Annotated in this window: 13 protein-coding genes and 1 tRNA gene; 7 read left to right on the top strand and 7 right to left on the bottom strand. The window is 34.8% G+C overall.

Annotated elements, in window-relative coordinates; translation table 11 throughout:
• Positions 1-18: 18 nt before the first annotated feature.
• A complete protein-coding gene (locus CER18_RS02180) occupies positions 19-750 on the bottom strand; it encodes an SIMPL domain-containing protein (RefSeq protein WP_100128472.1) in 732 nt (243 codons plus the stop codon).
• A gap of 167 nt (positions 751-917) precedes the next feature.
• Between CER18_RS02180 and CER18_RS02175 the strand changes: the two genes are divergently transcribed.
• Positions 918-994 (top strand) — tRNA-Ile (locus CER18_RS02175).
• Between the two features lie 1,591 nt (positions 995-2,585).
• The gene (locus CER18_RS10360; protein WP_100128471.1) at positions 2,586-2,768 is read left to right on the top strand and encodes a hypothetical protein; all 183 of its coding nucleotides are present in this window, start codon (positions 2,586-2,588) and stop codon (positions 2,766-2,768) included.
• Here the strand turns inward: CER18_RS10360 and CER18_RS02165 are convergent.
• Positions 2,692-3,006, bottom strand: a complete 315-nt coding sequence (locus CER18_RS02165; RefSeq protein ID WP_005773173.1) for a helix-turn-helix domain-containing protein — start codon at positions 3,004-3,006, stop codon at positions 2,692-2,694. The two genes, CER18_RS10360 and CER18_RS02165, sit on opposite strands and share 77 nt — an antisense overlap.
• Positions 3,007-3,569: 563 nt before the next feature.
• Between CER18_RS02165 and CER18_RS09955 the strand changes: the two genes are divergently transcribed.
• Positions 3,570-4,022, top strand: a complete 453-nt coding sequence (locus tag CER18_RS09955; RefSeq protein ID WP_180299367.1) for a hypothetical protein — start codon at positions 3,570-3,572, stop codon at positions 4,020-4,022.
• Positions 4,023-4,197: 175 nt separating this feature from the next.
• Positions 4,198-4,509 (top strand): hypothetical protein, encoded by a 312-nt coding sequence (locus tag CER18_RS02160; RefSeq protein WP_100128470.1) that lies wholly within the window; start codon positions 4,198-4,200, stop codon positions 4,507-4,509.
• 796 nt (positions 4,510-5,305) lie between these two features.
• Here the strand turns inward: CER18_RS02160 and CER18_RS02155 are convergent.
• Positions 5,306-5,485 (bottom strand): YegP family protein, encoded by a 180-nt coding sequence (locus tag CER18_RS02155; protein WP_100128469.1) that lies wholly within the window; start codon positions 5,483-5,485, stop codon positions 5,306-5,308.
• Positions 5,486-5,870: 385 nt separating this feature from the next.
• Positions 5,871-6,410: a helix-turn-helix domain-containing protein gene (locus tag CER18_RS02150; RefSeq protein ID WP_100128468.1), complete on the bottom strand. Its 540-nt coding sequence runs from the start codon at positions 6,408-6,410 to the stop codon at positions 5,871-5,873.
• A 365-nt stretch (positions 6,411-6,775) separates the two neighbouring features.
• Here CER18_RS02150 and CER18_RS02145 point away from each other — a divergent pair, with 365 nt between their 5' ends.
• Entirely contained in the window at positions 6,776-7,825 is a 1,050-nt protein-coding gene (locus tag CER18_RS02145; RefSeq protein WP_100128467.1) for a DUF475 domain-containing protein, read from the top strand.
• Positions 7,826-7,964: 139 nt separating this feature from the next.
• Here CER18_RS02145 and CER18_RS09950 read toward each other — a convergent pair whose 3' ends face one another.
• From CER18_RS09950 to CER18_RS02135, 3 genes are all read right to left on the bottom strand, one after another.
• Positions 7,965-8,126 carry a hypothetical protein gene (locus tag CER18_RS09950; RefSeq protein WP_180299366.1) on the bottom strand — a complete coding sequence of 54 codons (162 nt, stop codon included), beginning with the start codon at positions 8,124-8,126 and terminating at the stop codon, positions 7,965-7,967.
• Between the two features lie 83 nt (positions 8,127-8,209).
• A complete protein-coding gene (pncA, locus tag CER18_RS02140) occupies positions 8,210-8,818 on the bottom strand; it encodes a bifunctional nicotinamidase/pyrazinamidase (protein WP_100128466.1) in 609 nt (202 codons plus the stop codon).
• Positions 8,819-8,863: 45 nt separating this feature from the next.
• Positions 8,864-9,400 (bottom strand): hypothetical protein, encoded by a 537-nt coding sequence (locus CER18_RS02135; RefSeq protein WP_100128465.1) that lies wholly within the window; start codon positions 9,398-9,400, stop codon positions 8,864-8,866.
• A 162-nt stretch (positions 9,401-9,562) separates the two neighbouring features.
• Here CER18_RS02135 and ettA point away from each other — a divergent pair, with 162 nt between their 5' ends.
• Together ettA and CER18_RS02125 are read left to right on the top strand one after the other, a co-directional pair.
• On the top strand, positions 9,563-11,212 hold the full coding sequence (ettA, locus tag CER18_RS02130) for an energy-dependent translational throttle protein EttA (RefSeq protein WP_100128464.1): 1,650 nt from the start codon (positions 9,563-9,565) through the stop codon (positions 11,210-11,212).
• A 685-nt stretch (positions 11,213-11,897) separates the two neighbouring features.
• Positions 11,898-12,836, top strand: coding sequence for an ArsR/SmtB family transcription factor (locus tag CER18_RS02125; RefSeq protein ID WP_100128463.1), 939 nt, complete (start codon positions 11,898-11,900; stop codon positions 12,834-12,836).
• The last annotated feature ends 812 nt before the right edge of the window (positions 12,837-13,648 follow it).

The following is a 13,648-nucleotide window of genomic DNA, read 5'->3' as shown; positions in this document are numbered from 1 at the left end:
CATACAATGGTTGGTGATTTAATCGATCGCAAAGACGACAGTGACACTCACATTATAATTTAATTCACCCCCTGCAAAATTTGTATCTGCGTAGCTTGCATCTGCCGCTCTACTCATGAGGCGCGGTGTTGGGCGGTAGTAATCATCTTTTTCATTGATTTCAATAATTTTTCCTAATTTTAAATCAGCCGCTTGTGCTATTGTTTGCGCCTTTTCAATGGCTTCAGTAATAGCCTTTTTACGTGCTTCTTGATAAAATGGCTTCGTATCTGCGTTGGTAAAAGTAATGCCATTTACTGAATTAATTCCCAGCGCCATCGCTTGATCAAAGATTTTACCAGCGTTGCTAAGATCACGAATACGTACAGTTAAAGAATTTGAAACGTGATAGAGTTTTTCATTATTCTTTTTTTCGTGGGACGACTGATAAATAGATAAGCCTGATGTTTGTAAATCATTTGCTTGGATGCCATTGCTTTTAAAGGCATTTACAATATCGTTCATGGATTTATTATTGGAAGCTAATGCTTTTTGAGCTGTTTTGTCCTCCGTAACAACGGCGAGATTAATAATTGCCATATCCGGTGCAGCTTGACTTTCTCCGACTGCAGTCACTGTAATCGTTGCATCTCTTTTATTTTCTTCAGCATAAGCATGTACGACAGTCCATGAAGCGGCTAAGAGTGCGAATATTAATATCGCTATTTTAGCCAAAGAATTCTTCAGTGGTTGAATTTTCTTTTCTATCATATTTATTCCTTTACATTTCTCATTATTACTCTCTCATTTTTGAGAGTTCTTGTAAAGAAATTAGGGCATTAGAAAAAAAACCAATAGAAAAGAGAAAAAGATGGTTATAATCTTTGTCAGCTCTTGTATCATAGAGCATTTTAGTTTAGAGAAAGACCACCTATGTGGGGCCTGTAGCTCAATTGGTTAGAGCCAGCGGCTCATAACCGCTTGGTTGGGGGTTCGAGTCCCTCCGGGCCCACCAGTAGGGAATTGTCCAATAAGGAAATGAATAGCTTAGTAGAATTTTGAAGATTCTACGTCCTTTGTTCTTTTGGTTTATTTCTCTGTTTGTTCTTTTTTGTTAAAATGTTTTTCTATCAGTCATTTTAATATATCAAGCAATAATATGCTTTCTGGTCTCATCAAAGAAATGCTTTCATTTGCAACATTTTCAGTATCTGGATATCATTTGATATGTATTGCGGTTTACGTTTTTAATTCATAGGCTGTTTTTCATTTTTTTTTGTGTGATACTGCTTCATAAAGCAGAAAGTTAACCTCTTTATGAGATGGATTTATTTATGCTTGTTCATAACAAATGTCCTAAAAAACGATGCGTGTAAATCCGCTTTCTTTGAATGATCTTTATGTTTTTGAGATGTTCGAATAACATCATCATAATAAAGATTGCATATGAAAGGATATAATCTATAGGCTTTCACAGGAATTATAGGAGTAATCATGGTAATAGTTGTTGATATTTTTTCTCATGAAAAAAGTTTTTTCTAATTTTTGAAAATTGTTGTTAGAGGAGCGGTAGGGTGTTTTCTAAAAAGAATTTGATCAATCGTTCTTTGAGATACAAATTGACTGATTGTTGTGGGTGCCTTGTTCTATCCAAATTTTATTGTGATAGGTATTTTATTATTCTGTAAGGAATATTTTCTGCGGATTGGAAAATTCATTAAAATGCTGTTTTTTACCACTGTGCTTTTTCTGCATAATGCGCAAATTATATTTTTATGTCATTCAAATTGTTATTGAAGTCACAAGGCTTTTTTTGATTTTACTCTCCATAAGGCATTGGCAGTATTTCGTTAAACTCGGCTCTTTTTCGTATTGATTGTGAAAAGAGTTTTTTCATTTTCTGCAAAATGACTGGTAAGGGAAGTAATTTTTTGTTGAAAAATTAGGCTTCCTCTCAAAGATTATTATTCTTCATGTGTATGAAAGAAATTTCTTCCCTTTTGTAAATTTATATACAATTTACGTACGGAGATCGTGGGTGATGATTCATTTTATTTTTTAATATTGCCCTTCTTATTCATGATAGAGAATCAGTATTTAAAGAGTGTTTTCAGAGGTAAGGTTGCCTTGTAAATGCGTTACAGGTTTTTTAGGGCGCCCCCTGCGGCTGTTTATAAGAACTTATTCCTACAACATTGTTATATTCTTGCTTTGCAATATTGTTGAAAAAACATAGGTGGCGCTAGGTAGAATAAAATTGTGATATGGTTTTCTTTTGAAAGAAGCTTTTTCGTGTTCTTTTATAAAGAGTTTAAAAATATCTCCAAGGATATTTTCACATTAATTTATTCTTGGTTCGAATCACAAGATTTGCGTAACATTGTTCGCGTTGTTGATAAGATCATACCAATTTTCATAAGAAGGTCTGGATCGAGCGATGTTCTTTGTTTCATCATGGTACATAACGCATAGAATTTTATCTGATTTTATAAAATAAGTTTGTACACAATTGCTTCCATACTGCCTATTGCAAATATTTTTTTCTAAGGTATGAGATATGTTTAAACGCTTTAGCGTTATATTGCTTGACAATACGGAGTGTGACTATGAAGAATGATGAAAAATTTGAGGCGGCTTTATCGGATATTATTGTAAAATGGGAGTCTTTATCGACGTCTCAAAAGCAAGCGATATTGGATAGAGTAGAAAATTCTACAACTGCTTCTCATTCAACAGAACATTTAAAGCTTCAATCTTCTTTTTATCTCCAGACGAAATCAAAGCTATAAGTTTTAAGTCTTCATCGGAGATGTTGAAGCCAGTTATGACATATATGGCGCTCGCATTTCCGAGTGTGTTTAGAATAGCCATAAGTTTATCGACTGAAGGTCTCTTTCCCCCTTTGATCATTTGTTGGACATAGTTTTGTCCACAGCCTGCTGCTCTGCTTATTTCGATCATCGTCCGTCCGTCACTTTTTATCAATTCAATTAAGCGTTGGAACCAATCTTTTTCAGTCTTTGTCATTTTTAGACCTTTACACATTTACGCTATAGCGTTAATATTGCATCGCGAATCCAGAATATATGACACAAGGAGCGTGAAAATATCCATGCGTAGCTCTTCGCTAATGAGGCATATAGAGTTGTTTTTAACTAATAACAAAATGTCCCCATACACTTTTAGATTCAAATCAATAAAAATGGTTCCTTAGTTCCACGGTTGTGAAGAAATCAGTGCGTATACCGAAAACGGTGATACGCATGCGTGTGTTCGTGAGATTTCACTGTGATAGTATACGTAGCAGCATTATAAATCAAGATATACCCCAACATCAGCATTTGTAAAAAATTCTGCGTTAAGTTGGTATGTGAGCATATAACGAAGCTTTACAGCCTTAAAAGACAAGATCGTGGTTGGAGAAAAAAACATAAATTCATAGGTTAAAAATACGCATTTCTCTTTTATTGTAATAAATTAGGTCACTATCAGATGGTATGTCGTATGTGTGCGTTGAAAAATTTTGTAAATAAAGTGATTTTGGTGTTTTTATAGAACATAAAAATAATTTAGGGCATGAAGGTGGTCGTTTGATGGAATGGGATACACGCGACAAATGTTTCTATGAGGATGGCAGTGTTTTTGATGATACGACTGTTTGTAATAAAGTCTGTGTTTACACTAATGTAGTCGTTTTTGATCAAACTTTGAATGCTCAATATATTGAAGTTTATAGGAGTACTCGTGATTATAGAAAGGCTCGTTTTTATAATAATGCTTTGGTTGGTGGTGATGCAAAAATTTGTAGGAAGGCAAAATTTTACAGAAAAGTTGTGTTTTGGGGCACTGAAGATTTTTATAATAATGAAAAAATTCCCATATACAGCTCTATTCCACATGGCGTAAAAGGGGAAGAGAGGAATTTTTTGGGGAAGGCGTGTATTGGTTTTATCCCGTTGTTCGTTTTGTTGGAAGTTTCTTATTTTTTATACTTTGGATCAATAAATATGTTGCAAATAATTGGTGTGAGCGTGTGGGCTTAGCCGCTTTCAGAGTGTTTTTGCGTCATTTATCAATGTTTTAATGGAGAAAATATGAATGCTGAGGGCGATTATTCGCACTTGGAATATGGAGTTTATTGCCTTCTTTTTTGATGGAAGATGAATCAAAATAAATTGCTTAAGATGATCACTTGAGCGGCAATCAAAGGAGATCAAAATGAATGTTAACGAAATTTTATTGGGAGTAATGATTGTTGTTTTGTTGTTCAGCGGGGTTATATTTCGGTTTTCTTCATATTATCGCAGTCAAATTAAAGCTCTAAAAGAGGACGCTAGAAGGATAAAGCATGAGTTTTTAAGGGATTCTATGAAGATGACTGAAGAACGGGATAGAGCTCTTAGAGAGCAAAATATGGTGATTAAAAGACGCGATAAAACAATTGAAAAACTGAAAAAACGAATTAAGCAATATGAAGAAAACGAAAAAAAATATCAAAAAGGTCTTAAATTTGAAGATGATAAAGAGTGACTGTATTCATATTTTGCATCGAATTTATGCATTAAAGGAATTGGAGATGTGTTAGAAAGATTGGCAAATAATGAGAGAGACATGACTTTCATAAAGTCCATTACGGTGCTTGTGGAAAGGTTGTATCGGAAGAGAATATTCAAGTTCACTCTGATCTATAATTTATAAAATCGTTAAAGTTGATAGAAAGGTCATCATTTGTGGCAAAATAAAATTTATGATAATGTCTTCCGTTTATAGCTATGCTAGGGTATTAAAAAGCGTACCTGTACGATTTAGAAGTTGTTGTGGTGATTTATAACTGTAGAAAACAATTTTGCGCGTTCTTTTTGTAGGTATCATGTTGCAATCGTTTCAAGGAATAGGCATAGAAAATTGCATGATAATAGAAAAAAGAGATATTTATTTTTTATGAAGACGAAGGGGATAAGTCAGTTATGATGATCCGATACAGAATAGGAAGATGAACGTAGAGATATCGATATCTAGGAAAGCAATCACATTCCTAATTTATGATTTATTTCTTCTTCATAGGCATTTTCTCTATGAAAAGACACAAGGCTTGAAAGATTTATTGCCTTCTACTAAGCTCTTCATTTTGATAGATGTTATCAAAATTCAATTATATTTGAAAAAAACATATACCCTGCGAAAATTGAACTGTTATTTGCACGCGTTAAAAATAATATAAAAAAAACTCTCGCATTGCGAAAAAATTAGTCACCTTTTCTCAATACAAAAACGTTATTAAGATCTCATTATACAAACTAAACTTTTATCCTAATAATAAAGAACATTAAGACTGCAGTTCTTTAATAAAAGCTTTGTGGGTAATTTCTTTGATTTGCTCAATATTCATTAGGATATCTTGTTTTGTCGGATATCCTTTACTAGAAAAAGCAATTTTTTGTGCATCTCCTGAGATTAAACGCCAGTACCACTGATTGTGAACTCCTTGAAACACCTCAAAATACATGTTTCTCACCTCATAAAATAGCTGATAACTTTCAGGATAAATACTCAACGAACCCATTTACGAATACTAATGTATGTCTCTATAGGAAGTCGTCAATATATTCCCCTTAAATTTTCTGACTTTAAAAAATAATTCTATGAGAGCTATTATTCTTTTAACAAGAAAAAAAATCTTGTCAATAAGCTGTGAATGAGAATTTTATACTATAAAATTATTTTTTTAATTTAATGACACTATATGCCCATTTACAATATAATTATTTTTCTTTTACAATAGTAAATTTTATAGAGCATACAAAACCGCACCAGCATAGACAAAAGAAAAACACTTCTCTCCATACTGGTGGTGCTTAATCATTTCTTGTTTTTTCTTTTGAAATAGACGGTTATTGATTAGCTATAACTTCTTTTTGGGATACGCTTCGAATGAGTAAATCAATGAATAAGCTAAGGGTATAAGAATTAGCCATTTTGGCTTTCATATCGATCAAAGAGGTTGCAGCCTTAGGGTTAAGGCCATTTGATAAACCTTGTCTTGACAAATATTGCTGCAATTTTTCATAAGAGCTGTCAATTTTTTCTTGGTTTAGTTTTTCATTACGATCACTACAGGCGAGTGTTTCTTCTAGTCCCTCAATTTTTTTAATAAAATAATTCCAGTCAAAATCACCTTTTGTATATTCGGCATCAAACATTTTTCCTTGTCCGGTTAAAAGCCAATTAATGTTGACACCATACAACGTGCGGTATGTTTGTAAGACGCTAAGATTAGGCTCTCTTTCTCCACGCTCATAAAAAGCAATGGAATTTTTTGTCATGCTAAAACTCTTAGCTAAGGTTTCACGTGATGGATCGCCTAAAGCAAGACGTACATAACGTAAACGTTTTCCAAATATGGTTTTTGATTCAGTTTCAGGACGTGCCACGAATTATCTCCCTCAGTAAATCATCATGGTATAAATCATTAAATAATAAAAGCACACTATGTATTAATATTCTATGACATAATGTCAATATTTATCGGTTCAATTTTTCTTTATTTTTTTATTTTAATGGATAAAAAACAATCTCTCAACTCTATTATATTAACGATTAATGTTCATTTCAAAATAAAATTCTCTGTTTACTGCATTTGTCTCTTGCTTTTTTTGAGAAATTTTTCATGTAACTTTGCCATATATATTCTATACACTTCTGCATTAAGGGATGCAACTTTAAAGAGATACAAGCTTTTGATTTGCACTATGTGTGTACCGTAGATGAATTATAAAATAAACTTTGAGGAATGATCATGCCCCTATTACGCTATTTTGGGTTTGCTTTTTTTTTCACGATTATTGGTGTCTTTTTAGGAGGGGCTATTGGTTGGTTTGAAACGGGAAGCATTACTGGTTTTCTTAAATATTTTTTTATTTGCTGTGTTTTAGGGATTTTAGAAATTTCTTTATCTTTTGATAATTCTATTATCAATGCACGTGTTCTTGGTGGAATGGATCCGTTATGGCGCCGTCGTTTTCTTATATGGGGTATTTTGATCGCTGTATTTGGAATGCGAATTATTTTTCCGTTGTTGGTGGTTGTCGTTGCTGTTGGCATTAATCCAATGGCAGCAGTTAAATTAGCGATAGGGGAACCACAGCGATATGCTGAAATCTTAACCGATGCGCATATAGGAATTGCCGCTTTTGGAGCAACTTTCCTTATGATGGTTGGCTTAAAATATTTTTTTGATTCTGAAAAAGAGGTCCATTGGCTTAAGGTTATAGAGAGACCTGCTCAAAAGTTTGGAACACTTGTTGGGATTGATATTGCAATTGTTTTGATTTTGATCTTATTCGTGTCAGGGCAGATTGTTGCGGAAGATAAAGTCACTTTTTTATTAGCAGCCCTTTATGGGCTTTTGACTTTTATAGCTGTTGAAGCTGTCAGTCATCTTCTGGATGCTCCTAAAAAGACTTTGACGACAGTGGCTAAAGGGGGAATAGGGGCGTTCCTTTATTTAGAAATTCTTGATGCGAGTTTTTCTTTTGATGGTGTGGTTGGTGCTTTTGCCTTTTCACACAACCTTTTTATTATTGCAATTGGTCTTGGTATCGGTGCATTTTACGTTCGTTCTATGACAATTATGTTGGTTGAGTCAGGGACATTGTTGCATTATCGTTATTTGGAGCATGGTGCTTTTTATGCAATTTTAGTTCTTGCCGTGATTATGTATCTGCAAACGATTATATCGGTTCCTGAAGTCTTAACAGGACTTGTGGGAGTCTGTATTATTGGAATGGCACTGTATTCTTCGATTCGTTTTAAACGTCGTCAATTGGATAAACATGTTGCATCTTAAGTAATGGAAACTTTATATTTTCTCACGCTTTTGTTTATCGTATATCCTGAATAAAAGAGGGCTTTCATGCAAAACAAAATGCTATTGTTTTTCTTATTGGTCTCCTTGTTGTAAAGTTGAAGCCATGATATGATTCTTTCTATGAAGGGGATAATTTAAAATCTCTTGGATAGCTTTGACTTAAATACAAGGTGCGAAGGGTCTCTATACTTTTACCAGCTTTCAGTACGATGAAAGCTTTTATATTTAACGATTCATAAGAAGCATTTTTTCTGCTTTCTTGAATGATTTTTATTTCCATATTTATCCTCTTTTTGATGTGGAAGAGAATAATTTATTTCTTATAAATCAGAGTGTTATAATAGGTCGTCAGAAAACAATATTTTAGGAGGCCATTAACAGTTCGATACCAGCTTCGTTCATGGTTTTAAGCATTGTGTTCAGGGATTCGTTTACATCAATACCAGCGCAGGCATTTAATGAAACACTGACCTTAAAACCACATTGTATGGCGTGAAGAGCAGAAAATCCAACACAAAAGTCCGTTGCTAAGCCACACATAACGAGTTTGGTAAAACCGTGTTCTTTAAGATAAACTTGTAAACCTGTTGGTGTTTTTTGATCATTTTCAAGAAAAGCAGAATAGCTATCCATTTTTGGATTATAGCCTTTTCTAAGGATAAGTTGTGCCTTTTCCACTCTGAGAGATGGATAAAACTCTGCTCCTTGTGTTCCTTGTATACAATGATCAGGCCAAAGTATTTGAGGACCATAGTCAAGATTGATGGTATCATAAGGCTTTTTTTCAGGATAGCAGGAGGCAAAGCTGCAGTGGTTTTTGGGATGCCAGTCTTGAGTTAAGATAACGTGGTCAAAATGATTGATAAGATTATTGACGGCGGGCAAAATAGCATCACCTTGTGGTACTGCAAGTGCTCCACCGGGTAAGAAGTCATTTTGAACATCAATGACGAGTAAGGCTTTTTTTTCCATAAATATATTCCTGTAGGAGGTGAGCTTTATCATATTTTAAAAAAGCTATATTTCGTCCTGAAGTTTTGAAATGATTTTTTGAATATTGATCTTATTTTTACAATGATCAAGCCAAAAGAGGGGAATGGATAAGTTTTTACAATTCATTTTATAGTTTTTTACGAAATGTAACCACATTCCTATGGGAAGTGCACTGTAGTCATTCGTTGTGACATGTTGACGCAAAGCTTTCATGATCATTGGGCTTGGAACGTCAGATCCCATAAGACGACGGTCGTTTTGTAAACGTAATTTAAGCCACATCAAAGCAAGGGGTGAAGTCCACTGTTTCCCGTAACAAACAATTGATGAAAAAAGGGAAGGATTTTTTACTGCGTAGTATAAAGCCCATAAAGCAAAAAAAGAAGGAGCATAAAGAATCGTTTTTCTTTTTGGTCCTATATTACATTGGTAGGTTGGTTTAATACGGTAAAAATGCAACGTTATACCTGGTATGGAAAAGAGGGGCAATGTTTGAGAACACGTTTCAGGTACAGCTAAAAAGATTTGCTTTTTGCTTCTTGAGAGGATGTTTTTTTGCATTTATAACCATACTGGGGCTTGTGAGATGAGAAAAAATGTACCAATATTAAAGCGAAAAGCTTTTGAGATAGTGTAAGCCTTGTTTACTGTACAGTTTCAAAAAGCGAAAGCAGTTTTTTCAAAATCCTAATCTTTAATATCGCATAATATAAAGAGAAATTTATGGCACGTCAATTTATCTACCATATGGCTGGGCTCAACAAATCTTACGGCAATAAAAAAATTTTAGAAAATATTCATTTGTCTTTTTATCCAGATGCGAAGATCGGTATTTTAGGACCAAATGGTGCAGGTAAATCAACTATTTTACGTATTATGGCTGGGTTAGATAAGGAATATACGGGAGAAGCATGGCTTTCTGAAGGAGCACGTTGTGGCTATCTCCCACAAGAACCTGTGCTTGATGCAAGCAAAGATGTGCGTGGCAATGTGATGGAGGGAGTTGCAGATAAACAGGCCATTCTTGAGCGTTATAACGAATTGATGATGAATTATAGCGAGGAAACGGCTGATGAAAGTGCAAGCCTTCAGGATATTATTGACAGTCAGAATCTTTGGGATTTAGAAAGTCAAGTAGAAATGGCGATGGCTGCTCTTGGTTGTCCGCCAGCTGAGGGGGATGTGACAAAACTTTCGGGTGGTGAAAAGCGGCGTGTGGCGCTTTGTAAATTGCTTTTATCAAAACCTGATTTGTTGCTTTTGGATGAACCAACAAACCATTTAGATGCTGAAACCACGGCTTGGCTTGAAAGGCATCTGCGTGAATATCCTGGTGCTGTGCTTTTGATAACCCATGATCGTTATTTTCTCGATAATGTTACGGGGTGGATTTTGGAGTTAGATCGCGGTAGAGGTATCCCTTATGAGGGGAACTATTCTGCTTATTTGGGGGCTAAAGCAAAGCGTTTGGCTCAAGAAGGTCGTGAAGAGGCTGCGCGTCAACGTGCTTTATCACGTGAGCAAGAATGGATTGCTTCTAGTCCAAAAGGGCGACAAGCAAAATCAAAAGCGCGGATTAAAGCTTATGATGAGTTGGTTCAGGCGGCACGTGAACGCCGTCCTGGAGAGGCGCAAATTATTATTCCTATTGGAGAAAGATTGGGACAGGTTGTTATTGAAGTTGATCATCTCTCTAAAGCTTATGGCGAACGTGTGTTGATTGATTCTCTCTCTTTTAAACTTCCTGCTGGGGGCATTGTCGGCGTTATTGGGCCCAATGGTATGGGAAAGTCGACCTTGTTTAAAATGTTGACAGGACAAGAACAGCCCGATTCAGGTCAAATACGTATTGGTGAAACAGTTCACATGAGTTATGTGGATCAGAGTCGTGATTCTTTGGCAGGTGATAAAACTGTTTGGGAGGAGATTTCTGGTGGAAATGACATTATTAAGTTAGGCAAATATGAAATGAATAGTCGTGCTTATTGCGGGGCTTTTAATTTCAAGGGGGCTGATCAGCAGCAGAAGGTGGCAAATTTATCAGGAGGACAGCGCAATCGTGTCCATTTGGCGAAACTTCTAAAAGAGGGGGGGAATGTGCTGCTTCTTGATGAACCGACAAATGATCTTGATACTGAAACGTTGGGTGCATTGGAAGATGCATTAGAAAATTTTGCTGGTTGTGCCGTGATCATATCGCACGATCGTATGTTTCTTGATCGATTGGCAACGCATATTTTAGCCTTTGAAGGTGATGGCCATGTGGAATGGTTTGAAGGTAATTTTGCTGAATATGAGGCTGATAAAGTTCGCCGTCTTGGGGTTGAATCCCTTAATCCTAAGCACGCAAATTATAAGCCTCTTACACGCTAGAATTTCTTATCTTATAGGAACTTTATTGAGAAAATAGTGTGTTTTTGTGTTTATGGTTTCATCAATAATGTCGTGTGTATTCCGTGGAAGTTGTTATTCATTGGAAAGAGGAGAGGCTCTTTATGAGCTTATGACCTAAATAAAGTTATTCTACTTGTGATCTATAGCTGTCCTTGCTTGAAAAGTTGCCATAAAAAGGGGAAATCTTTTTATGGAAAGAAGGGCCATTCTATAAATGCTCTGTTCGTTTAGCATTAGCGTCTTTGTTTAAAAAGCTACAAGCTGAAATCATCTTATTATTTATTCTCTCCTAATGTTGGATAATTTTTGTTTTAAGATCGCTATAAGAGGCATTTCACTCAACGTTTGTGTTTTTTATTCATAGGTTGCCATTTCTGAGCTGCAAGAGAATAGTTTAATTGATTCACCATGAATAGGTTTGAAATGAGAAAAGATTACAATACTTTAGTCTTTTGTGTAAGCTAAAAGTATTGAATCATTATTATAAATCAATTTATTAGAATTATTTATGGGCAATGGGATAAGGTCTGTTCATCTTTTGCTACAGCTTGTTTTTTTCATAGTATGATAAAAATATTTGGAATGAAATAGATAAGAATATGCGTATTATGCTTGACTTTTTTTCCTATAAACAAATGTTTATAGGAAGGTTGAGGGGATGATTATGAAAAAAAGTGCAAGTTTAGATGCAACGATTGTGTTACTGAAAGCGATAGCAGAAGTGAGCCATTTACGTGTTCTTAGGCTCTTGCATCATGAAGATTTAACAATCCCTGATTTTATTTTTATCCTTGATCAATCGCAAGCATGTATATCACGATATTTATATTTATTATACGAAGCACGACTGATTGAGCGTTATGAGAAGGGAGGTTGTCTTTATTTTAAACTTTGTCATGATTTTTGGGGTAAAGATATTGTGATGGGCATTCTTTCAGCTTTGCCAAAGCATGATGTGTTGTTAGCGCATGATTTAGAACGTTTGAAGGATGTCAAAAAGCAGCGTAAAAAAACAAAGAAGAAGCATTTTTTACAAAATGTATCGCAATGGGATTTCTTACGATCGTCCTATATGGCAGATCATGGGGTGGAAAATGCTTTACTTAAAATCGTGGGTGATAAGCCATTTCAGACGATGCTGAATATTGGAATGGGTGGAGGGTCTATCTTAAAATTGTTTTCTGATCTTTATACGCATGCGATTGAAATCGTGCTTGATCGTGATGTTTTGCACTTACCTGTTGGAGAGACAACTTTTGATTTAGTCATTCTTCATTGGGTTTTACATTTTCTTAAAAAACCTGAAATGGTTCTTCATGAAATATCAGGTGTTTTGCGTCCTCATGGGCGTTTATTGATTGTGGACTTTTGTTATCATAAAGTTGAATCTTCACATTCTGATCAAGCGTATATGGGGCTTGGATTTTCGGCTTTACAAATAGAACAATGGCTTAAAAATGTAGGACTTGTTTTAGAACAAACGATTTGTCTTACTCCTATACAAAATAAAAACAGTAAGGAGTGCGTGGTAACACTTTGGCTTGCTCGTGATCCTCGTTTATTGGTTGATGATATCAAAGATAAACAAATAGATTTTGCATAAGTTGCGCTCATTAACGTGCTTTATTCTCTGATTTTCTAAATAACATAGAGGGATGTGCTGGCTATTGTAAGATAGTTTATCGTGATTAGGAATGATCATAGAGCATGATTCGAAATAAATATCTTCAGAGTTTTCGTTTTTTTGTAAGCTGTTTAAATTTTTCATGGTTGTTGTTGCGTAAGAGATTTGACAATAGTTTCAAAAGAGCGTTTTCAGAAATTCTCATGAAGATAGATAAGGCTTTTTCTATTTAATTTGTTGTTTTTATTTAAATAATTAATGTGTTCTTTTGTGTTGATTGTTGTTGGGTAAGTGATTCTACTGAATCTACGTTTTAGTTTTATAGGGTAAATATATTATAGATTACCTGTTATTTTAATTATGATCATTAGAGTTGTGAAAGAGATTATTATAAAAAAATTATAATGGTTATAGATTCTAATTGATGTGTTCTTGGAATAAAATTGCTTCAAATTGGGTCATTCTGAATTTTTTTTGCCTAAATTTCACCATTTTTGAATAATTTATAATTCTTTTGTGCTTTTTTACGTAGAAGATGATAAGAAGTTCTTGTTGTTTAAATCATTTTATTCCATAGCAAGGATATTGCATCGGCTATCTTAGTGGTTGATGTGAGAAGACGATCGGGGAACCTCCTCCCCCCCCCCGCGTGGATCCCCTAGATTGTCTGGCCTGACTGAGGATTACCTCAGTCAGGCTCTTTGTAGCATATTTTGGAATTTTTTTAGGGTATCAACAGGGGAGGAGTAAAGGGTGTGAGATCTACTATTGTTGAACTTAGAGTTCTAAGT

Origin of the sequence: Bartonella tribocorum, assembly GCF_002777915.1 — a bacterium.
Classification (GTDB): domain Bacteria; phylum Pseudomonadota; class Alphaproteobacteria; order Rhizobiales; family Rhizobiaceae; genus Bartonella; species Bartonella tribocorum_A.
This window is presented reverse-complemented; position numbering and strand designations above follow the sequence as displayed.

Coding starts and splice junctions, on each gene's coding strand:
- CER18_RS09950 (WP_180299366.1), bottom strand. CDS start 8,126: ATGGAAATAAAAATCATTCAAGAAAGCAGAAAAAATGCTTCTTATGAA.
- CER18_RS02155 (WP_100128469.1), bottom strand. CDS start 5,485: ATGTATTTTGAGGTGTTTCAAGGAGTTCACAATCAGTGGTACTGGCGT.
- CER18_RS02180 (WP_100128472.1), bottom strand. CDS start 750: ATGATAGAAAAGAAAATTCAACCACTGAAGAATTCTTTGGCTAAAATA.
- ettA (WP_100128464.1), top strand. CDS start 9,563: ATGGCACGTCAATTTATCTACCATATGGCTGGGCTCAACAAATCTTAC.
- pncA (WP_100128466.1), bottom strand. CDS start 8,818: ATGGAAAAAAAAGCCTTACTCGTCATTGATGTTCAAAATGACTTCTTA.
- CER18_RS02125 (WP_100128463.1), top strand. CDS start 11,898: ATGAAAAAAAGTGCAAGTTTAGATGCAACGATTGTGTTACTGAAAGCG.
- CER18_RS02160 (WP_100128470.1), top strand. CDS start 4,198: ATGAATGTTAACGAAATTTTATTGGGAGTAATGATTGTTGTTTTGTTG.
- CER18_RS02145 (WP_100128467.1), top strand. CDS start 6,776: ATGCCCCTATTACGCTATTTTGGGTTTGCTTTTTTTTTCACGATTATT.
- CER18_RS10360 (WP_100128471.1), top strand. CDS start 2,586: ATGAAGAATGATGAAAAATTTGAGGCGGCTTTATCGGATATTATTGTA.
- CER18_RS02135 (WP_100128465.1), bottom strand. CDS start 9,400: ATGCAAAAAAACATCCTCTCAAGAAGCAAAAAGCAAATCTTTTTAGCT.
- CER18_RS02165 (WP_005773173.1), bottom strand. CDS start 3,006: ATGACAAAGACTGAAAAAGATTGGTTCCAACGCTTAATTGAATTGATA.